Annotated in this window: 16 protein-coding genes; 7 read left to right on the top strand and 9 right to left on the bottom strand. The window is 69.9% G+C overall.

The features are described 5' to 3' along the window. The first annotated feature begins 211 nt into the window (after positions 1-211). From ACH4S9_RS17330 to ACH4S9_RS17315, 4 genes are all read left to right on the top strand, one after another. Positions 212-1,153 (top strand): ABC transporter ATP-binding protein, encoded by a 942-nt coding sequence (locus ACH4S9_RS17330; protein WP_398372645.1) that lies wholly within the window; start codon positions 212-214, stop codon positions 1,151-1,153. Further along, positions 1,150-2,526, top strand: coding sequence for an ABC transporter permease (locus ACH4S9_RS17325; protein ID WP_398372643.1), 1,377 nt, complete (start codon positions 1,150-1,152; stop codon positions 2,524-2,526). Before ACH4S9_RS17330 ends, ACH4S9_RS17325 begins: the two co-directional genes overlap by 4 nt. A 6-nt stretch (positions 2,527-2,532) precedes the next feature. Then, entirely contained in the window at positions 2,533-5,283 is a 2,751-nt protein-coding gene (locus tag ACH4S9_RS17320) for a phosphoesterase (RefSeq protein WP_398372641.1), read from the top strand. A 146-nt stretch (positions 5,284-5,429) separates the two neighbouring features. Then, positions 5,430-6,797, top strand: a complete 1,368-nt coding sequence (locus tag ACH4S9_RS17315) for an ankyrin repeat domain-containing protein (protein WP_398372639.1) — start codon at positions 5,430-5,432, stop codon at positions 6,795-6,797. Positions 6,798-6,814: 17 nt separating this feature from the next. On the opposite strand, the gene ACH4S9_RS17310 is transcribed toward ACH4S9_RS17315, so the two are convergent. Together ACH4S9_RS17310 and ACH4S9_RS17305 are read right to left on the bottom strand one after the other, a co-directional pair. Beyond that, a complete protein-coding gene (locus tag ACH4S9_RS17310) occupies positions 6,815-7,105 on the bottom strand; it encodes a zinc-ribbon domain-containing protein (protein WP_311721530.1) in 291 nt (96 codons plus the stop codon). Positions 7,106-7,305: 200 nt separating this feature from the next. Further along, complete coding sequence (locus tag ACH4S9_RS17305) at positions 7,306-11,583, bottom strand: discoidin domain-containing protein (protein ID WP_398372637.1); 4,278 nt, start codon at positions 11,581-11,583, stop codon at positions 7,306-7,308. A gap of 381 nt (positions 11,584-11,964) precedes the next feature. On the opposite strand from ACH4S9_RS17305, the gene ACH4S9_RS17300 reads away from it, so the two are divergent. The 3 genes from ACH4S9_RS17300 to ACH4S9_RS17290 all read left to right on the top strand — a co-directional run bounded on the left by ACH4S9_RS17300 (position 11,965) and on the right by ACH4S9_RS17290 (position 13,765). Beyond that, complete coding sequence (locus tag ACH4S9_RS17300; protein ID WP_311721528.1) at positions 11,965-12,324, top strand: BlaI/MecI/CopY family transcriptional regulator; 360 nt, start codon at positions 11,965-11,967, stop codon at positions 12,322-12,324. Further along, positions 12,321-13,001, top strand: coding sequence for a M56 family metallopeptidase (locus tag ACH4S9_RS17295; protein ID WP_398372634.1), 681 nt, complete (start codon positions 12,321-12,323; stop codon positions 12,999-13,001). Before ACH4S9_RS17300 ends, ACH4S9_RS17295 begins: the two co-directional genes overlap by 4 nt. Positions 13,002-13,102: 101 nt before the next feature. Next, positions 13,103-13,765 (top strand): class I SAM-dependent methyltransferase, encoded by a 663-nt coding sequence (locus ACH4S9_RS17290; protein WP_311721526.1) that lies wholly within the window; start codon positions 13,103-13,105, stop codon positions 13,763-13,765. A gap of 24 nt (positions 13,766-13,789) precedes the next feature. Here ACH4S9_RS17290 and ACH4S9_RS17285 read toward each other — a convergent pair whose 3' ends face one another. From ACH4S9_RS17285 to ACH4S9_RS17255, 7 genes are read right to left on the bottom strand one after another with little or no spacing between them, the layout of a single operon-like run. After that, a complete protein-coding gene (locus tag ACH4S9_RS17285) occupies positions 13,790-15,211 on the bottom strand; it encodes an NADase-type glycan-binding domain-containing protein (protein WP_398372632.1) in 1,422 nt (473 codons plus the stop codon). Next, a complete protein-coding gene (locus ACH4S9_RS17280) occupies positions 15,208-15,780 on the bottom strand; it encodes a phage tail protein (RefSeq protein WP_385342707.1) in 573 nt (190 codons plus the stop codon). The genes ACH4S9_RS17285 and ACH4S9_RS17280 overlap by 4 nt, the downstream gene beginning before the upstream one ends. Further along, entirely contained in the window at positions 15,777-17,744 is a 1,968-nt protein-coding gene (locus ACH4S9_RS17275) for a putative baseplate assembly protein (RefSeq protein ID WP_398372629.1), read from the bottom strand. The genes ACH4S9_RS17280 and ACH4S9_RS17275 overlap by 4 nt, the downstream gene beginning before the upstream one ends. Further along, positions 17,744-18,223 (bottom strand): GPW/gp25 family protein, encoded by a 480-nt coding sequence (locus tag ACH4S9_RS17270; protein WP_358843471.1) that lies wholly within the window; start codon positions 18,221-18,223, stop codon positions 17,744-17,746. Before ACH4S9_RS17270 ends, ACH4S9_RS17275 begins: the two co-directional genes overlap by 1 nt. After that, positions 18,223-20,121, bottom strand: a complete 1,899-nt coding sequence (locus ACH4S9_RS17265) for a VgrG-related protein (protein WP_385342713.1) — start codon at positions 20,119-20,121, stop codon at positions 18,223-18,225. Before ACH4S9_RS17265 ends, ACH4S9_RS17270 begins: the two co-directional genes overlap by 1 nt. After that, a complete protein-coding gene (locus ACH4S9_RS17260) occupies positions 20,121-20,885 on the bottom strand; it encodes a peptidase M23 (protein ID WP_358843473.1) in 765 nt (254 codons plus the stop codon). The genes ACH4S9_RS17265 and ACH4S9_RS17260 overlap by 1 nt, the downstream gene beginning before the upstream one ends. Beyond that, positions 20,886-21,323 carry a phage tail protein gene (locus ACH4S9_RS17255; protein ID WP_352130082.1) on the bottom strand — a complete coding sequence of 146 codons (438 nt, stop codon included), beginning with the start codon at positions 21,321-21,323 and terminating at the stop codon, positions 20,886-20,888. It lies immediately after the preceding gene. Positions 21,324-21,336 lie beyond the last annotated feature (13 nt).

Here is a 21,336-nt window from a genome sequence, read left to right as displayed (position 1 = left end):
CGCGACATTCACCATTGCAACTCATTCATGAAAGCATCTAGCTTTGCCCAAGTAATAGCAAAGATGCTGGTCAAAACGTGGGCGGTTTCCGTTCGGCGGCGATGCCGAGAATGCCAAGTCGCTTCGTGTTCCACATACATTCAACTCGCCATCCCCATGAGCGGCATGATCAATCCAATAGGGTCCTTGAGGCATTTCAAGGAAGGGACCCATGGAAGAACTCCGCGCGATCCGGGCTCGCGGTATCACGAAGAGCTTCGGTAATGTCGTCGCCCTGGACGGCATCGATCTCGATGTAACGCAGGGACAGATCCACGGCCTGGTCGGACCGAACGGCGCCGGAAAGACGACGTTGCTCGGCCTTCTGCTGGGGCTCGCGGTGGCCGACGGCGGTCGCCTGGAGGTCCTGGGTACACCGGTCGAGCGGGCACTCGACGCTCCCGACGGTGTCGCCGGCTTCGTGGACGGCCCCGCTCTCTACCCCTCGCTCACCCCACGGCAGAACCTCGCCGCGCTGGCCGCGCTCCGCGGCCACGACGCGCGCACGGCGGGGATCGATGACGTACTCGCCGAGGTCGGTCTCACCGACGTCGCCGACGACCGTACCCGCGGCTTCTCCCTCGGCATGCGCCAGCGGCTCGGGCTCGCCGCCGCCCTGCTGACCAAGCCCCGGCTGCTCGTGCTCGACGAACCGTCCAACGGCCTCGACCCGGCGGGCAAGAAGCACGTGCACGGTGTCCTCAGCCGGCTCGCGGCCGACGGAACCGCCGTCGTGCTCTCCAGCCACAACATGGACGACCTCGAGGCGCTGTGCTCCGAGGTGACCATCCTCGCCGCCGGACGCGTCGTCTTCTCCGGCCCGCTGAGCGAGCTGGCCACCGAGAACCGTGAACTCGACTACCGGCTGCTCACCTCCGACCCGCAGGCCGCGCGCCGGCTGGCGGACGACACGCCGGGGATCCAGGTCGTCGACGACGCCGGGATACGGCAGGACGCCGAACTGCTCGTCGTACGCGCCCTGGTGCCCGCCCTCGACCAACTCGTGGTGCGGCTCGTGGAGAAGGGCGTCGTGCCGCGCGAGCTCACTCCCGTGGTGTCGCCGCTCGAAGCCGCGTTTCTGACCCTCACCGAGCAGCAGGAGGCGGACAGATGACCGCGACCCTCGCCCAGAGCCGGGAACAGGAGGAGGAGCAGGTGACCGAGGGCCGTCGCGTCCCCGTCACCCGAGCCTGTCGCTTCGAGCTCGTCAAGCTCGTCTCCCAGTGGCGAATCCGCCTGCTGGTCCTCGTCTGCTGGATCGCTCCCGCCCTCTTCGTCGCCGGGGTGAGCCAGCAGAGCACGCTTCCCGTCGACACCCTCTTCGGGCGCTGGATGCTCGCCTCCGGGTGGGCCGGGCCGCTGGTGATGCTCGGTTTCGCGGGGACCTGGGCGCTCCCGCTGCTGACCTCGGTCGTGGCCGGCGACGTGTTCGCCTCCGAGGACCGGCTCGGCACCTGGCGCCATCTGCTCGTGGCGGTCCGCTCGCCCCGGCGGATCTTCGTGGCGAAGGCGGTGGCCAGTCTGACCGTCCTGCTGCTGCTCGTGGCCGGGCTCGCGGTCTCCAGCACCGTCGGCGGCCTCCTCGTGGTCGGCAACCAGCCGCTGGTCGGTCTCGACGGCCATCTCCTGGCACCGTCGGACGCCGCCGTCTCGGTCCTGCTCGCCTGGGTCTGCGTCCTCGCTCCGACCCTGGCGCTCGCCGCACTCGGCCTCCTCGGGTCGGTCACGCTGGGACGGTCCCCGATGGGGCTGCTGGTGCCCGTGCTCGTCTCGCTCGCGATGGCGGTCGCCCAGATGCTGCCGCTTCCGGTGGCCGTGCGCGTCGCCCTGCCGAGCTACGCCTTCATCTCCTGGAACGGCCTGTTCACCAGCCCCCAGCAACTCGGCCCGCTGCTGATCGGCATCGTTGTCAGCCTTGTCTGGGCCGTGGTCGCGACGGCGCTGGCGTATGTGCTCTTCGTACGGCGCGACTTCACCAACCTGACCCACGACGGTTCGGGCCGCCGCGCGATCACCGTCGGAGTCCTGCCGCTCGTCGGGGTGGCCGCCGCGTCGTTCGCGGTCGTCGCCGCGTCGACCTCGGCGACGGGCTCCGGGATCGAGCAGGACAAGGTGCAGCACTCGCTCGCCACGGCGTTCGCGCACCTGTACCGCATGCAGACCGACCAACTCAACCGGCCCGCCGTCACCGAGGCCCAGTTGAAGGCGACGGCATCGTGCAACAAGGGATCCACCAGGGTCGCGGCACAAGGCCCGGGCAACGACTGGCGCTGCGTCGTGACCTGGCATCTTCCCGGCGTCGAGGGCACAGGACAGGCCATCTACCAACTCGACGTCACTCCGGACGGGCGGTTCATGGCCGATGGCGATGGACCGAAGGAAGTGAACGGCTACTTCCTGGTGCGGACCCCTGACGGGGACGCACCGAACCCGCTGTGGCAGTTCGACGGCAACGTCGAACTGCTCGACACCACCCCGAAGGGATAACACGCAATGCAGGTGACTCGCCGCCGCAAACTCGTCGAGGAAGCTCGGATCAACCTCATCGGCAGACGCATCGGCCGCCGGATGCCGCTGTTGACGGCGGGCACCACCGCTGTCGCCCTCGTGGCCGCCGGCACGGCGCTCGCGCAGACCCACCAGTTCGGCACGGACCAGGTCGGCCAGGTCACCGAGAATGGCCAGGTCGTCTCCAGCAACCAGTACATCGCCCCGTACGGCGACCGGCTTGTCATCAACCAGGGCAAGATCATGTCGTCCTCGGTCAGCCCGGACGGCACGCACATGGCCGCCTCGGTCACCGACGGTGGCGCAGCCCTGGCCATCGTGGACCTGAAGAACTGGAAGACGCAGCAGCTCGTCAGCAATGCCGCGTCGTCGAACCCCCGCATCAGCAGCAACAACGTGGGCCAGGAAGGCCCGACGTACTCGCCCGACGGCAAGCAGCTGTGGCTGGGCCAGCCGGACGGCTACACCGTGTTCACCGTGAACGCGGACGGCAGCGTCGCCGACCCGAGGACCGTCAGCATCCCGGCGCAGGGGTCCAAGCGCGCCCTGGTGGGCGCGGCGGCGTTCTCGGCCGACGGCAAGACCGCGTACTCCGCGGTCAACGGCCAGAACCGGGTCGTCGCCATCGACGCCGCGACCGGGACCATCAAGCAGAGCTGGAACGTGGGCAACGCCCCGCGCGGCATGGTCGTCGTCGGCGACAAGCTCTACGTGAGCAACGAGGGCGGTCGCCCCGCCAAGCCCGGCGAGCCCACGATCAACTCGTACGGCACGCAGGTACTCGCCGACCAGAAGACCGCTGCCACCACCAGCGGCACGGTCAGCGTCATCGACCTGGCGAACCAGGACGCCGCGGTCTCCAGCATCGACGTCGGTCTGCACCCGACCGCCGTGTACGCCAAGAACGGCGTGGTGTTCGTCACCAACACCGCCGACAACAACGTCTCGGTCATCGACACGGCGAAGGACAAGGTCGTCCAGACCATCTCCACCCAGCCGTGGGCCAAGGCTCAGGTGGGCTACGAGCCCGACGCGGTGACCCTCACCGACGACGGTCACCTGCTGGTGACCCTCGGCCGCGCCAACGCCGTCGCCGTCTACAAGTACACCTCCGCGCAGGAGCCGGTCAGCTATGTCGGTCTGCTCCCCACGGACTACTTCCCCTCGGAGATCACCACCTCCGGCAACGAGGTGTACGTCTCCAACACCCGTGGCATCGACGCCCGCCGCAAGGCCACCGGCGGCCGCGGCACCCACGACACGACGTCGAGCGTGCAGAAGTTCACGCTGCCCGACGACAGCGTGATCAAGTCCTACACCGGCAAGGTCTTCAAGCAGAACGGCTGGAACGGCGCGTCGCTCAAGAAGTCCGACGGCTCCCCGGCCAAGCCGGTGCCGGTCCCGGTCAAGCTCGGCGACCCCTCGACGATCAAGCACGTCTTCCTGCTCGTCAAGGAGAACCGGACCTACGACCAGGTCTTTGGTGACATACCGCAGGGCAACGGCGACCCGTCGCTGACCGAGTTCGGTGAGAACGTCACGCCGAACCAGCACGCCCTGGCCCAGCAGTTCGGCCTGTACGACAACACGTACGACATCGGCACCAACTCCGCCGAGGGTCACAACTGGCTGATGCAGGCCGACGACCCGGAGTACACCGAGTCATCGGCCGGTGAGTACACCCGCAGCTACGACACCGAGGACGACGCCCTCGGCCACCAGAAGACCGGCTTCATCTGGACCGGTGCGCAGGCGGCCCGCAAGTCGGTCCGGAACTTCGGTGAGTTCCAGCAGTTCCTGACCAAGCCGGCGGGCGCCAGCTGGCAGAACCTGTACTGCGACACCAAGAACATGGCGGCGACCGGTCAGGACACCGCCTACCCGCTGAACTCGACCTCGCCGATCCCGTCCCTCAACGACGTGTCGGTGCACGGCTTCCCGAAGTTCGACACCAGCGTCCCGGACGTCTACCGGGCACAGATCTGGAAGAAGGACTTCGAGAAGAACGGACCGGCGAACCTGAACATGTTCTGGCTCTCCAGCGACCACACCGGTGGTCCGGTGAGCCCTGCCTCGCAGGTCGCGGACAACGACCTCGCCGTGGGCCAGATCGTCGACAAGATCTCGCACAGCAAGTACTGGAAGGACTCGGCGATCTTCGTCGTCGAGGACGACTCCCAGGCGGGTCTCGACCACGTCGACGGCCACCGTGCCCCGGTCCAGATCATCAGCCCCTGGGCCAAGCACTCCACCGTGGACAGCCACTACTACTCGCAGATCAACATGGCGCGGACCATCGAGCAGATCCTCGGGATCCAGCCGATGAACCAGAAGGACACCGCGGCCACCCCGATGGCCTCGGCGTTCACCCAGCGACCGGACTTCACGCCGTTCAAGGCACTGCCCAACCGGACCTCGCTGACCGACGGTGTGAAGACCCCGCCCTCCTGTGGTCTGGACACCCCCGCGGCGCAGAACCTGAAGGCGGCGGCCGTGCCGTCGGCCTCGGTGCCGGCGGACATGAAGAACGTCGCCGCCCAGTGGGACCAGTGGAAGTCGAAGCAGCGGCTGACCGGTCCCAACGCCGTTCCGGACTACGCTCCCCCCGCCCAGATGAACCATCTCACGTGGTACGAGACCCACAACTGGGCGAAGCCGTACCCGGGTGAGAAGAAGATCTACGCTCCGCAGGACGTGCCGGGCGCCGCCATCCCTTCGGCGGAGAACGACGGCTGACGCGACCTCACGTGTCGGGTGGCCCCTGATCGGCGTTCTCTCCGGTCAGGGGCCCACCTGCGAAACACGAGGCGCCGTCCCGGCGGGCACGGTGCAGGGTGGAGCCGCGCCGTCTTGCCGTGGCGCACTGCTGCTAGCTTGACCCGATGCGAAGCGAAGGTGTGCACACCGAGGTGCTGCGTCAGATCGAGCGGCTCGGCGGGACCCTACCCGGGACGGTCGACGCGGGGGTGCACTGGACCGACGCGCCCAGGCCGCTGCCGCCGGAGATCGAGATGCTGATGGCAATCACGTGGCCGCCGCGTACTTTGCTGGTCACCGCCGAGTACGGCGACCGGGTGAGCTTTCCGCAGGGGATCAGCGGGGGCGATCCGTTCGGGGTGGACCGGCCGTGCTTCGTGATCGGGTTCAACGAGTCGACGCAGTGCTACTGGGTCGTCGACCTCGACGATCCGCGGCCCGGCGATCCCGGCGTCCACCGGATTGACCACGACGGGTCCGACGTGGAGGACGCCTTCGGTCATCCGCGGCGGTTGTCGCGGATGCTGGCCGAGCTGACCGTCTACGCGCCGCCGGACTCCGCCCGGCTGGCCAACGCCTGTGCCTACGGCGAGCTGGAGACCTTGGCCACCGCGATCGCCGCGGGTGTCCCGCTGGGGCCGGCCGAGGATGACCGCTCGGCGATGACCCCGTTGCACTTCGCGGTGATGTCGGGCTCGGCCGAGACGGTGAGCACCCTGCTGGCCGCGGGCGCCGACACCGGCGCGCGGACCCGCCACGACAGCCTCCTGACGGAGCTCGGCCTGCACCCCGCCGACTTCGGGATGGAGCGGATCGAGCGCAAGGTGACACCGCTCTGGATGGCCGTCAGAGGTCCGTTCCGTACCGACCGGCCCGGCCCCTCGGTGGAGGTGGTGCGGGCGCTGCTCGACGCCGGCGCCGACCCACGGGCGACCGACCGCCGCGGCAGGACGCCGCTGCATGTCGTGGCCGAGAGCCGGCTTCCCTACGAACGCGAGCGGCCGGTCGCCGAGCGGCTGGAGATCCTGCGCTGCCTCATCGACGCAGGCGCGGACGTCGAGGCCGAGGACCGGCTCGGTCTGACGCCGCTGCTGGTGGCGGTCGACGCGCCGGAGTTCGTCGCGGCGCTGCTCGACGCCGGCGCGGACCCGGCGCGGCGCACCGCGCACAAGGACCTGTTCGGGATCAAAGGCGTGTCCGCCCTGCACGCCGCCGCGAGCGACAGCCACCAGGAGGTACTCCGGCTGATGCTCGAACGCACCGGCGATCCCGACCCGCGCACGACGGCGGGCGCGACGCCCCTGCACTACGCGGTGTGGCGGGAAGCCGGGACCGGCGTCGTCGAAACGCTCATCGCCGCCGGGGCCGACGTCAACGCCCGGATCGCCGATCCGTCCGGGCTCAGGGTCGACAGCGACACGCCGCTCGGCATCGCCCGGGAGAGGGGCCGCGACAAGATCGTCGAGGTGCTCACACGGGCTGGGGCAGCCTGACCCGGCAGGCTCGGGCCTCAGGGCTGGGACGGCTGCTGTCGCGGTTGCCCGTACGTCTGACCGTCGTGGCCGCTCGCGCTCTGCGCCCGCAGCTGCTCCGCCTGTTCTTTGGTCACTTTCTGCTCCGCGCCGCAGAAGGTGCACTGCGTTGCGTACTTCGTGGAGAACGGAAACAGCGGCACGAAGAACAGCGTGAACTTCGTGACGCGCTTCCTGAGCGTGTGCGCGGAGGGGTTGCCACAGTGGCCGCAGACCAGCGTCAGTATGGCGAGTTGGTACAGGTATCCCTTGGTGCCAAAAATGATCACGCTGCTGGTCCTCCCGGGTCAGTGGCTGCCTGCACAGTGCCTGCGAGCGGCACGGTGCCGTCACGGAGCACAGTCTCACGCATGTCGATGTCCTCGGCGACCAGCACCGCCGACGGTGCCACTGTGCTCCGCCGGTGCACGACGGCGCGGGGTCTCTCTCCTCGAAGAGAGGCCCCGTGCCGTTCGGCGCTGTTCGCGGTCTACTCGACATTGATCCTGAACGTGCTGGTCGTGTTGCGGATGTCCTGGGCGTTGCCGCTCATCCGCAGGTTGCGGAAGGTGGCTTCACCGACGGCGGGGCCCTGACCGGGTTCCGGGAGTTCGTTGGCCCAGATGCCGAACCCGGACTTGGCGTCGAACGCGTCTCCGCTCTTCTTGGAGTTGGTGATGGTGATGTCGGTGAAGATCGTGTCCTTCACCGGGAACTGCGGCTGGCCGCCGACATAGTTGGTCTGGAACATCACGCCTCCGTAGGTGGAGTCGTCGATGTCGACGTCGTTGACGCGGATGCCCTGGAAGACCTTGGAGGCGGAGAACGCCCAGATGGCCGGGAAGACCTGCGCGCCCCAGAAGTGGCCGCCCGTCCTTTCCAGGGAGACGTTCTCGATCGTCGTGGGCTCGGTCCCGAAACCGTTCATCGGGTAGCCGAAGTCGAGCGAGGAGATCGTGATGCCGGAGTAGACCAGGGTGTCGGCGACCCGGATGTTGCGGAAGGTGTTGTTGTAGCCACCGTAGACGGCGATTCCGGCGGCCCGCCAGGTGAGTGTGGACGTCAGGTTCTCGTAGAGGTTGTTCTTCTCGTCGGCTCCGCCCGCGTCGATCGCCGAGAAGAGGGCGAAGCTGTCGTCGCCCGTGGCCCGGGCGTCATTGTTGACGACGTGGTTGTCCGTGGAGCCGTTCGTCATGTTGATGCCGTCGGCGAACATGTCCCGGATGCGGGAGTTCTGGATGGTCATGTTGTCGGTGTTCGCGCCCCAGTAGAGGCACACCATGTGCTCGACCCAGATGTTGTCGATGGTGATGTCGGAGACGCCTGCGAAGTCGAACACCTTGCCCGGGCCGTCGATGCGGGACGTGTAGTTGCCGAAGTAGGCGAATCCGGCGAACGTCGAGCCCTTGGCGGTGGCGTCGGCCCGGAAGCCGATGTCGGTGTTCTCCTGCGAGGAGGGCGCGTGGAAGCGGGTGAACCACGGTCCGGCTCCGACGACCTTGACCGCCTTGCCGTAGACCTGGAACTTGCTGGAGGTCTCGTAGTCCCCGGCGGGCAGGTAGACGCCGACGAGCTTGCCCGTCGTGTCCATGCGGACCTTGTCGAGCGCGTTCTGCACGTCCTGCTGCGAGAAGCCGGCCGGGACCGCGTAGGCGGCCGGGTCCGGGTTCGCAGCCGCGGTGGCCTGCTCGGTGTTGATGAAGTCGATGGCGTAGGCGGAGGTGTTGGCCGCGTCTTTCTGGAGCCGGATCTTGGAACCGGCCGGGACGGTCTTGCCGAGCAGCAGGTTCGCCTCGTCGTAGATGTGGCGGGGCGCACCGGAGCCGGGCGAGTTGCCGGGTGCGGTCTCGTTGCCGTACAGCCAGGCGTACTTCGAGGTCAGATCGATCGCCTTGAGGAACTGGCCGTCCACGTAGACGTTCAGCGTCGTGTTGGTGCCGTCGGGGATGGAGAAGCGGGTCACCAGGGTGTTGGTGGCCGCGCGGGTGGTCCACTCGACGTACTGGCCGGTCGCGCTGAGGGTGACCGCCTTGCGGCCGCTGGCCTCGCCGGCGAAGTCGCCGATGGTCCGGTTCGGGCCGACGACCTTGGCTCCGCCGCCGACCGTGCCGTCCTCGGCCTCGTACATGTCGTACGGCATGTCCGCGCCGCGGCCGACGAACAGGGGCTGCGTGGTGGTGTTGTTGGCCCGTTTGACCGGCACTTCGTTGGCGTCGTCGGCGATCACGGTCTTGACGGTGTACTTGCCGTTGGCGGCCGTCCACGAACCGAGGCTGACGGGTGCGGTCGTCTGACCGGCCGCGATGGCGCCGTTGTAGGAGCCGGTCAGGGTCTTGACGGTGGCGCCCTTGGAGTCCTGGATCGTCAGCGTCACGTCGTGGGCGCCCGGGGCCGAGGCCGTCGTGCCCTGGTTCTTGATCGCGACGGTGAACTTGACGTCGTCACCGGCCGACGGGCTGGACGGGGTCCACGAGACCGGTGCGGCGACCAGGTCGGAGCTGGAGACCGGCTTGACGACAAGGGCGTCGGAGCGGGTGAAGGCGTTGTTCGCCTCGTTCTGCTCGATGACCTTGTTCGACGGGTCCACCTCGGCGCCGACCGCGTAACTGCCGGCGTCCCGGGTGCCGATGCTCGCGGTGACCGTCTTCGACTCGCCGGCCGCGAGGGCCGGGACGTCCGCCGTGGCGGCCTTCGTGCCGCCGAGCGTGAAGTTCAGGTCGGTGGCCTTCGAGGCCTTGGTGCCGCTGTTGGTGACGGTCGCCGAGAGGCTGACGGCGTCGGTCTCCACCGGGGCGGCGGGCGTGTTCGTGATGCCGGTGACCTTGAGGTCCGGGTTGGCGGCCGGGGTGCCGATCACCTGGAACTCGGCGACCTGCGCGCCCGGAGCGCCGGAGTTGGCGGTGAACTTCAGCTGGATGTCCGCGGCCGTGCCGGTGACCGGGATCGTCACGGTGTTTCCGCCGGCCGGGTTGAAGGTGTAGTCCTTCGCCGCCACGAGGCTCGTGAAGGCCGTCGCGTCCTGGTCGCGGCCGAGCACCTGGATGTTCTGGGTGCGCGTGGACCAGGCCGCGTCGGGGTTGAGCTTGACGACGACCTGGCCGAGGTCGGCGTTGGCACCCAGCTTGGTGGTGAGGGTGGCCGGGTAGGCGCCGCCCGCGCTCTCCCAGTAGGTGCTGGTCTGGCCGTCGTTGGCGTTGGCGGCGACGTAGGTGAAGGTGTACGAGGAGGCCTCGATGGGCTTGCCCTGGGCGAGGTCGGAGCCGGAACCGGAACCGGGCCGGGTGACGCTGTTGCTCGCCGCCGACACGTTCCCCGCGGCGTCCTTCGCCTTCACGTAGTAGGTGACCGTCGCCGCGGCCGAGGGGGTGTCGGTGTACGTCGTGACGTCGCCCGCCACGGACTTGACGACCTCACCGCCCGCGTAGACGTCGTAGCCGGTGACCTTGACGTTGTCGGTCGACGCCTGCCAGGTGAGCTTCACGTCGCTGCCGGACTGTGTGTAGGCGAGGTTGCCGGGCGCCGTGGGGGCCTGGGTGTCGCCGCCCGTTCCCTTGCGGGTGACGCTGTTGCTGTTGGCGGAGACGTTGCCCGCGGCGTCCTTGGCCCGGATGTAGTACGTGATGTCGCTGTCGGCCGGCTGGGTGTCCGTGTACGTCAGGACGTTCCCGGCGACACTCGCCCGCAGCTGGCCGCCCGCGTAGATGTCGTAGCCGGTCACACCGGTGTCGTCGGTGGCCGCGTTCCAGGTCAGCTTGATCTGGCCGGTGGTCGGCTCGGTGTAGCTCAGGTTCGTCGGCGCGGTGGGTGCCTGGGTGTCGCCGGTGGCCGGTCCGTAGACCTCGAGCTCGGACAACTGCCCTGCGGGCCAGCCGGTGTTGGCGGTGATCAGCACGCGCAGGTAGCGCGTCGTGGTGGTGTCGAAGCCGATGGTCGCCGACTGGTCGTTGCCGCTGTCGTCCTCGAAGGTATATGCCTTCGAGGACGACAGGTCGGTGAAGTTCTGGTTGTCCGTCGAGCCCTGGATCTTGAGCGTCTGACTGCGGCTCGGCCATCCGCTGGGCAGCCGCAGGGTCACCTGGTTCACCTTGACCGACGATCCGAGGTCGACCTGGAGCCACTGGGGGAAGGCGTTGTTCTTGCTCTCCCAGTAGGTGGCCCGGTTGCCGTCACCGGCGTTGGCCGCCCCGTAGACGTCGGCGTGCGCGCTCTCGGTGAAGGTCTTGCCCAGGGCGAGGTTGGGGGTCGAGGCGGCGCCCGTGAAGACCTGCATCTCGCCGAGCTGGGCGGTGGAGGCGACCGAGTTCTTGCTGAAGTCGGCGCGCACGTACCGGGCGAGGGTCGCGGGGAAGGAGATCTTGACCGTGTTGCCGTTGCCGGGGCTGAAGACGTACTGGGCCGACGGCTTCAGCGTGGCGAAGCTCTTGCCGTCGGCACTGCCCTGGAGCGCCAGCGTCTGCTTGCGGGTCTTCCAGTCGGCGGGCAGACGCAGCACGACCTGGCGGACGCGCTCGGTCCGGCCGAGGTCGGTCTGCACCCACTGGGCGGACTTCTTTCCGGCCTGCCAGTAGGTGTCGGCGTCGCCGTCGGCGACATTGGCGGCCGAGTGGGTGCCGAGGGCGCTGCCGGACTTGGCCGGGGCGTCCGCGGCGGCGTTGGGACCGCCGGCCGCCTGCGCGCCGACGGCGGGCAGGCCCAGAACCATGACAGCGGAGGCGAGCGCAGCAGTTGCTGCGCGCCGTCTCCAGGATCTCGGCTTGTGTCGAGTCATGCGGGATCACTCCCTGCGGAGGTTCGCGCGCGCCGGAGGGGCGGCGAGGACGGCTCTTTCCTGGTCAGAGCGGTGGCGCGGTACGGCAAGGCGGCGAGAGCTCCCCGTATGGAGAGGACGAACCCACACGGGATGCCATGTTCGACTTTTTGCATTGTTTCCATCGGAATATTGCAGAACCATGTGCGTGCGTCTACGGTCACGACGGCATACTTTTCACCGCATACACCGAGGCCTCGGCCTGCCCTCGACAGCGCAAGCGCACGCAAGTAACGCAAATTCTTGCGTAGGCCAGTCAAGCGCGCATCCCATCGTCTTTCTCGGCGAACCCTCACGACCCCGCACGTCCTACGCTTGCGTAGTAGACAACGTTTCGAAGGGATGGTCGCAGTGGCCCTAGGAGCATTGGAGGGCGCGGTCATGCGGGTGTGCTGGGAGGTCCAAGCGCCTGTAACCGTCCGCGCCGTACTCGGCAGGCTCAATGAGGGCCGGGACCAGCCGCTGGCCTACACCACGGTGATGACGGTGATGAGCCGCCTCACCGAGAAGGGCCTGCTCGACCGGGCCCCGCAGGGTCGCGGCTACGTGTACACGGCGGCCGTCGCCGACGAGGCCGCGATCGCCGTACGGGAGGTCCTGCGGGCGCACGGGGATGCCGCGGTCACGCATTTCGCCGCCGAGGCGTCACTGGACCCGCAGCTGCGGGACCGTCTGCGGCGGCTGCTGGAGCAGTCGCCGTGACCGGCCACCGGGCGTTCTGGACGCTGGTCGCCATATCCGCGACCATCCGAGCGGCGGTGGCCTGTCTCGGCTGCTGCCTGGCGATGGCGCCGGCCTGGCGGATCACCCATCACGGGGTCGGTCCCGGCTTGCTGTCGAGCGCCGTATGGGCCGGTGCGGCGTTCGCCTACGGCTTGCTGCGTCCCCGGGTGGCGGTCAGCAGCGGACTGGTGGAGTCGGCAACCTCCGAGGAACTGCGCGCGGTTCTGGTCCATGAGGCCGAGCATGTCCGTGGCCGCGACCCGCTCAGAGCCCTGGTTGCCAGTTTTCTGACAGCACAGCACTTCGCGCTCCCATTGCTGGGCCACCTGCGGGCGGCGGTCGTTGCCGATCGCGAACTGGCCGCGGACCGCTGCGCGATGGCGCGCTGCGGCGCGGGCGCCGTGGCAGGGGCGCTGCTGAAGGTCGGCGACGCGCCGCGGTGGGCGCACGCCGCGCCCGCCGCGGCGATGGGGGGTCGTGCCCTGCTCGCCGCGAGGATCACCCAGCTGGAGGGCGATCCGCCACCACCCCCGCGCCCGGACCGTCGACAGGTGGCGGTCACCGCGGCCGGGGCCGCGCTCTACGCATGGGCGATCGCCGGCTCTGCCTGGCTGATTGCGGCGACTCCCCTGATCTGCCTGGGACGGGGGCACTGAGCGTCGAGTGCACGACGAGCCCTCTTCTACTACGAGCAGGTAGTAATTACTACGCGAGCGTAGTAGGTTATGGATGTTGCGCCCCGAGAGGAGTCATTGCCATGGCCGCCGCCCGGAACAAGCAGATTCGCCACCCGCTGTTCGCTCGCGTCTATCCGAGGATCAACGCCTTCGCCGAAGCTCACGGCGCGCTGGAACACAGGCGGGAACTGCTCGCCGGCGCCACCGGCCGAATCGTGGAGATCGGCGCCGGGTCCGGTGCCAACTTCCGGCACTACCCGCCGGAGGTCGAGCAGGTCATTGCCATCGAGCCCGAGCCCCGGCTGCGTGCACTCGCCGAACGCGCGGCGGCCGATTGTCCGGTGCCCGTGGAAATCCGGGCGGGCCGGGCCGAGGCGCTGCCCGTGCCCGACGCCTCCGTCGACGGCGTGGTGGCCTCACTTGTCCTGTGCTCGATCGCCGACGTCCCCGCCACACTCGCCGAAGCGGCCCGCGTCCTGCGGCCGGGCGGATATCTGTACTTCTACGAGCACATCAGGTCGACGCGGCCCGCCTTGGCCAGGCGACAGCGGATCGTCAACGTGGTGTGGCCGCTGCTGGGGGGAGGCTGCAACCTGACCCGGAATCCCGAACCAGCCATCACTGCCGCCGGATTCACGATCGAACGCGCAAGGCACTTCGATTTCCTCATCAACAGCCGCACCACACCCAGCTCTCCGTGTGTCATCGGCGTGGCCCGTAAAGCCTCGAGCCCAGCTGAGTAAGGGGCGTCCCTCGACGCATCGAGCTCAGCGAGTGGCATTGGAGGGGCCGAAGAACTCGATCTCGGCGATGGCCACCTGCTTCTTGGCGTCGGCTCCGTAGGCCGAACGGATCGTGAAGCGGACCACGGTGACGTTCTCGGCGCGGAAGGGGCGGTGCTGGAAGCCGACGCCCTGGTCGAGGTTGAGTTCCCTGGTGATGGTTTTGCCGTCGTCCGTGGTGATGCGGACCTCGACGCGGTGCGGGAGGGCGGACTTGGTGAGGGTGTCACCGCGGGCCGACTGGCCGGGGGTGATGCCGATGTCGAGCAGGCGTACCGGGTCCCGGAAGCGGGCCTCCAGCCATTCGCCCTCGGCGGACTGGGGGACCCCCGGACCCCACCAGGAGTTGCTGACCGCGTCGAATGCCTTGTCGGGGCCGTGCTCGGGGTAGGAGCGGGAGGCCTTGACGGAGTCCGGGACGAGCGGGGCGCGCTTGGCGAAGTGGTCGCGTACGGCAGTGACGGCCCGCGGGGTCTGGAAAAGGGCCCAGGCCACCAGCCCCAGCACCGCCGCGAGGGCCACCCAGCGCAAAATGCGGCCGATCTGGTGGCGCAGGCGGGGGCGGTCGCCCGCCCAGGGCACCTCCCTGTTGCGGTGGTCGAGCAACCGCCGCCACCAGGGGCGGCGGGCCGGGTTCTCCGGGCCCTCGGCCATCGGCATGGCACACCGGGCGCAGAAGTGGCGGTCGGGGCGGTTGGCGGTGCGGCACCAGGGGCACGCGACGCCGCCGTGGCTCTCCGGTTCTCCCGGGGTGCGGACCTCCGGGCGGGCTGGGGCGGGGCGGCCGGGGAGGACCGGGGCCACCGATGGGGGGCGTTCCGGTTCGCCCTGAGGGTCGGCCACGGGCACCAGGAGGTCTCTGGCCCGGTCCCGTTCCTGAGCCCGTTCCTGGTCCCGTTCCTGGTCCCGGGCGGCGGTGCCGTTTCCGGTGGTGGCCCACGCCCGGGGCGCGGGTCGGGTGGGGTGGTCGTCCGCGCCGGGATCGCCGGTGCCCGGCCGGTCCTCGGCGTCGGCCGAACCAGGCCGGCCCCGCGCGAGGTCAGGCCAGTCGGATCCGGGCGGGGCGGGGTGATCTGCCGTCATCGGGCCCGGCGAGCCGGGGACACCGGCCGCCGAGCGGCGTAACGCCGACGCGTCACCGGCCGGCCCGCTGCCCTCCGGCTCACCACCCACCGTTGCCCGCCCCGGCCACGGCTCGTGGGCGGCGCCGGACACGGGCTCGCCCTCGGAGCGGGACGCCGTCTCGCGGTCGGGGTGCGGGGCCGGGGGCCGGGCGGGGGGCCAGGGCAGCACCGCGCCGCAGCCGTCGCAGAAGGACTGCTCCGGCTCATATCGCGTACCGCACTCCGCGCAGGCCAGGGTCGGCTCCCTGGTGTCGCGGCCACCGGATGCCTGACTGGCGGTCATGTCTGAGGGGTCCTTTCCGCAGCGGTCACCTGGACCGTGTAGGGGACGTGGGCGGGGCGCGCGGCTGCCACGATCTCGTTCAGGCGGTGCTCGTCGGCCGGGGTCGGCGACGGGAGGCGCAGGGTGACGTGGAGCCCGGGGCGGGGTTCGCCGGGGAAGGCACCGCGGGGGCGGGCGCTCCAGGTGGCGCCGCCGCTTTCGGTGATCTCCGCATCGACGCCGAAGGCGAGCCGTATGGTCTCGGCCAGGCCGCCGCGGGTGCCGCGAACGCGGTGCAGATACGCCGCGGCGGCGACCGCGTCGCGCAGCCGGGCCACGCCCTCCGGGTTGTCGTCCTCGATGCCGTCGGTCTCGGCGCCGATCCAGATGCCGAGCCAGCGGGTGAAGTCGGTGGGGGCGAGGGCGGGGGTGAAGTAGCTGTCCTGGCAGTCCAGGACGTTGTGGAGGGGGGCCAGGACCTCGTCGAGCCCGGCGATGAAGCGCTGCATCAGGTCGTCGTCGGCGAAGACGGCGGGCAGCATCAGGGCGAGCGGGGTGGAGGAGGCAAGGCCGTCGATGGAGCCCCTCATGAGGCGTCTCCGATCACCCGGACACGGTGGTCGTAGGAGAAGACGAGGGACGGCGGGTCGAGGTCGATCCGGTCGGTCGGGTTGCCGCGTTTGCCGGTCAGCGGGTCGGCGGCGTGCAGCCGTACCTCGTCCACCAGTTCCACCCCGGGGACGCGCTGGAGTACGGCGAAGATCTCGCCCGCTTGGACGGGGCGGCCGAAGGGCCAGCCGGTGCCGTCGGCGCCGCCGGTGAGCGGGTCGATGTGGCGGTGGAGGGCGTCGTGGGCGTCGCGCCGGACCCGGTCGGCGTCGACGCCGCGGAAGGCGTGGACGGTGGCGACGACGGTGACGCCCTGGTAGTACGGCGGGCCGACCGCGAGCCGGGTGCCGATCAGCCGCCGGTCGTCGAGGTAGCGGGTGATGCGCTGGAGCAGCGCGTCGGCGGGGACGAGTTGTTCGAAGCGGAGCCGTCCGCCGGGGTCGGGGACGGCGCGGGGGACGACGAGGACGCGTACGGCGTAGGCGCCGTGGCTCTCGGGTTCGCCTTCCAGGCAGGTGATGCGGGCGGTCTCGGGCGCGGCGCGGCGGGCGAGTTCCTCGTAGTCGCGCAGGGTGACGGCGCGGTCCTGGGCGCGCAGCGTGATGGGGGCGCGGGCCTTGGCCTCCTCGACGGTCTCGCCGTCCACTCCGCCGTGGGCGGCCTCGCGGTTGACCACCTCGGCGACGTACGGGACGGAGTCGCGCAGGATACGGATGACGCCGCGGGCGACGTTGCCGGTGCGCCCGCCCCCGGTGCGGTAGCGGCGGGCACGGATCACGGCGCCCTTGGGCGGTACGGCCCCGTACTGGCGCAGGGTGCCGTCGGGTTCGCGGACGGCGGGGCCGAAGGCGATCTCGCCGGTCGCGGCGTCGAGGGTCAGGTGGCGGTCGTGCGGTCGGGAGGCGGCGAAGTGCGGGACGACCTCCCAGTCGATCCAGCCGTCCTCCCCGGCGTGGCCGGCCACCTGGAGGTGGAGCGGGGGTACGTCGCCGACGACCGGGGCGTGGGCGAGCCGCAGCCGCTGGCCGGGCAGCCCGGTGGACTCGCCCAGGGCCTCGTCGTCCACCGTCTCGGCGTGGACGGCGGGGACGGTGCCGCCCATGGTGAACGACTCGGCCGACCGCACCGTGGGCGAGGTGGCGTAGAAGGGCTGGCCGGGCTCGGGCTCGGTGACCCGGCAGCGCAGCCAGCCCGCTTCCTTCCGCCCGGTGCGGGAGAGAACGTGCCCGCCGGGGACGTGCAGGACGACGTCGCCAGGGCGGTTGAGGCCGCCGGTGGTGTCCTGGTCGACCTCGCAGACCACCCAGCCGTCGGCGGTCCACGCCTCCCAGACCAGCGGCGGCTGCCGGGGGTCCACGCCGACGCCGTCGACCTGGCTGTCGAGCCGCAGCGCGACCGCGCAGTGCGGGACGGCGGCGCTGAGCCCGAGCAGCATGCAGTCCCCGGGCGCCGGGGACTCGGCGAAGCACAGCACGTCGGTCCCCTCGACGAGGTCCGTGGTGCGGTCGGTGACCTGCTGCCCGCGGTGCTGCACGGCGAGATGGCGCAGTTCGCTGGGGACAACGGTCAGTTCGCGCTCGGTGGCGAAGACGACCGCTTCCTCGCTGTCGCCGCGCCGGGTGGCGGTCTCGGTGCCGAGCGGGACGCGGACCGGGTCCGCCTGCGGGGCGGACAGCCAGAAGGTGACGTCGGTGCGCGCGGCGGACGGCGGGAAGAGGGTGATGCCGACCAGGTCGAGGAAGGCCAGGTGGTTCTTCTCGGGGATCCGGTTGAGCCGGTAGACGATCTGGTCGGCCATGTGGGCGACCGTTTCCACGAGGGTGACACCGGGGTCGGACACGTTGTGGTCGGTCCACTCGGGGGCGCGCCGCTGGATGTAGCGCTTGGCGTCGTCGACGAACTGCTGGAAGCGCCGGTCGTCGAGTTTCGGGGAGGGCAGTGCCATCAGCGATCGCTTTCGGTGGCCGGTCCCGGTCCGCCGCCGGGGCCGTCGCCGTCGGGGCCGGCGGCGTCGGAGGACGGATCGGGTTCGTCGTGGGAGGGGATGACATAGAACGGGAAGACGAGGCTGCGCGGGTTGTTGGTGCCGCGGATGACGTACCGGACATCGATGAAGAGCACCCCCTGGTCGTCGCCCGCGGTCACCTCCACCTCACGCACCTCGATACGGGGCTCCCAGCGGTCGAGGGTTGTGTACACCTCGTGCTGGATCCGGCCCGCGGTGGCCTCGTTGACGGGCGCGAAGACCAGGTCGTGGATGGCGCAGCCGAACTCGGGGCGCATGCGCCGCTCGCCCGGGGCGGTCGCGAGCACCAGCCGGATGGCCTCCTCGATCTCCCGCTCCCCGCTGACCAGGGCGATGCCCCCGATCGGGCTGACGCGCAGGGGGAAGGACCAGCCGGAGCCGACGAACTGCCCGGCCATCAGAGGGGCACCGGCTTGGCGTTGACGGTGACCAGGCCGGTCAGCGCGACGGAGGTGCCCCCGATGGTGATGACGCCGGGCGTCATCATCTGGAGGGTCCCGGGGCGGACGTTCACGTTCCCGCCCGTCACGCTCAGGGTCCCGGCCTGGATGGATCCGGTGGCACCCTTGACGCTGAAGGCGCCGCCCGCGGTGGCGGACAGGGCCCCGCCCGCCGTGAAGGTCATCGCTCCCCCGGCCCGCAGGTTCATGGTGCCGTGCGACCTGAGGCTGAGGTCCGTGCCGGCCTCGACCGACACCGACCGGGTTCCCTTGATGACGACGGAGCCCTTGCTGTCCACGGTGATCTCGGTCTTGGTGCGGTCCAGGTTGATGGTGAGCCGGTCGTCGCCGGTCCTCAGCCGCACGCCACGCCTGCCGAGCCGCTGGCTGAGCAGGTCCAGGCGGTTGTTCTCCCGGTCGGCGACGGTGTGCCGGGTCGCCTTGCCCTTGAGGGAGTCGTACAGCGGTACGTCGCCGGGCTCCGGCTTGTCCTTGCCGCTGTAGAGGCCGCCGATGACGTACGGATGGTCCAGTGCGCCGCGGTCGAACGCCACCAGCACCTCGTCTTTGACGTCCAGCGGGAGGATGCTGCCGCCGTCCACCCCGCCGAACTGCACGGTGCGGGTCCAGTCGCTCTCGTAGGTGGCGTCCAGCCAGGGGAACTCCAGCTTCACCCGGCCCTGTTCCAGCGGGTCCTTCACGTTGGTGACGATCGCGTTGGCCACGGACGGCATCCGGGGCGCGGCCGCCGTTCCGCCGGAGGCGAGGCCGTACAGCGACCGCCACTGGCGGCCGCTGACGGTCACCCAGGTCTGGTAGTGGTTGCCCGGCTCGAAGACGTGGCGGACACCGGTCATCGTGTACTTGCCCTCGAAGGGTTTGCCGACGTCCTTGAGCGTCACCGGGATGTCGGGGCGCAGCTTGGGGTTGCCGCGGACGGTGACCTCCAGTTCGGCGAAGGCCGATGTCACGTCGTCGGCCAGCGACTCCGCCGCCCGCTCGACCTGTCCGTCCTGGTCGTACGGGATGGCCGTCTCGACCAGGTTGACCGGTTTGAACTTCGTCTTGCCGGAGCCGGGTCCGGTGCCGATGGCGAGCGCGGGGTTGCTCTTGGTCGACGCCTGGGCGGTGAGGGGCGCCTTGTCCTGCACGTTCCATCCGCGCGCCTGCGCCCGGGGAACCTGGTCGGCGGAGGTGACGGAGGTCCGGCAGCGCAGGATGTCCCGGCCGCCCTGGAGCACGAACGGGCTCCTGTCACCGTCCATGCTCAGCGGAGGCGCCCCGGCGGCGCTCTCACGGCTGACGAACTGGAACTTCCCCCGGGAGTCCAGGTACATCACCTTCTTGTTCTCGTCCGCCAGGCGGGCCAGGAAGTCCCAGTCACTGACGTTGTCCTGGGTGACGTGGTCGTACGCGGACCCGGTGGATTCGATCCGTCCCGCCCGGATCCCGCTCTTCTTAATCAGCTTCCTGACGATGTCGCCGGCGGACAGGCCCAGGTATCCGGCCACACGGCGCTGGCGCACCATGCGGTGGCCGAGGTCGTAGCCCCGTACGACGGTGAACGTGCCGGTGCCGTCGTAATCCGTCTCCAGCCCGGTGACCTCGCCGGTGAACAGCGGATCCTGCGCCCCCTGGCCGTCCGCCACGGGCGCCAGCACGACCTCGCTGCCGATGGTGACGCGCGCCTGCTGCAACACCTTCCGCCGCTGATCGCGGAAGGTGAGCTGGAAGGCACCGGGCACCCCCGCCCCGAAGTCCACCCATGCCTCGGTCAGTCGGCTCGCGACTTTCGGGGTCAGGACGGTGTCGTTCAGTTTCACGTGGATGACGCTCGAGTACGCGATCTTCGTCATCAGGCGGTCACCTCCTCGACCGCGGGCAGGATGAGTTCCGTGCCGGGCTCGAGCCGCGACGGGTCGTCGATGCCGTTGGTCTCGGCGATCACCCGCCAGACGGTGGCGTCCCCGTACTCCCGCCAGGCCAGCGACTGAAGCGAGTCGCCCGCCACCAGCCGGTGGACGCGGCGCGCGGTGAGCGCACCCGACGTGGGGTTCTGTCTCTCGGTCGTGCTCGGTATCTCATGCAACCGGACCTGGCAGGTGGCCCGGATCGGCACCCCGGTGGTGGAGAAGAGGGTGTACGTCGCGTCCACGGACTCGACGTAGGCCGTGAAGCGTGCGGTGGAGAACGAACCCCACTGGAACACCACCCACGGCGTCGACGGCTGCTTGGCGGCGAGGCTCGCCGCGGTCACCTCGCAACAGGAGAAAAGCGCCTCGACCTTCTTCAGCACGCTGTTGCCGTCCGGCTCGTCGGAGGAGTCCAGGAACACGTCAATGCCGAGCCGTCGGGGCTCGGGGCCCATGAACTCCGGCTCCGAGCCGTCACGGACGGCCGCGCTCGGGGTGGCCTTCCAGGTCGTGCGACGGCTCATGGTGAGCTGGGACGGGTTGAAGTCGAAGGTGAAGTTCTTGATCAGCGCGCCGGGGGTGGTGCTCTCCCCGACGGGGGGCTGGTGGATCGCCAGCGAGGCGCGCACCAGGCTTTTGCCGGCGCCGCCCTTGGATCCCCCTTTCGCGCCGCCCCTTCCGCCACCCCTGCCTCCGTGCCCGGCCATCTACGCCGCCCCCGCATCCGTGAAGCCGTGGTGGGTGATCTCCAGCACCTCGGTGGCCACCGCCGGGCTCTCCGGGTTGAGTGAGGGCCCCTGCCAGCTCACCGGCAGCACGTCTATCAGCCCCCACTGGGCGACCAGCGAACCGTCCGCGCGCAGCGCGGCGATCTGGCCGGTGGGGCGGGTGACGCCCGTGGTGACGGACGAGATCCAGGCCGCGACCTTCGCCGTGTCCGGGGTGAGGGGCCGGGCCAGCCGGATGCTGGAGAACGTCACGCGGGACGGCAGTTGCCAGACGAAGCCGTTGTTGCCGCCTTCTTGGTGCTGCTCGATCTCCACCGCGGACGACAGGCCCTCGCAGCTGTTGAAGTACCCCAGGCTCTCGCCGTCGATGGTGAGGGTGAAGAAGATCGTGGATCCCGGGTCGAGATCACTGGGCATCGGGGTCGGCCTT

The organism is Streptomyces sp. NPDC021225, from assembly GCF_044332865.1.
Lineage (GTDB): Bacteria > Actinomycetota > Actinomycetes > Streptomycetales > Streptomycetaceae > Streptomyces.
The sequence above is the reverse complement of the archived record's forward strand: the minus strand, read 5'-3'. Positions and strand labels throughout refer to the sequence as shown.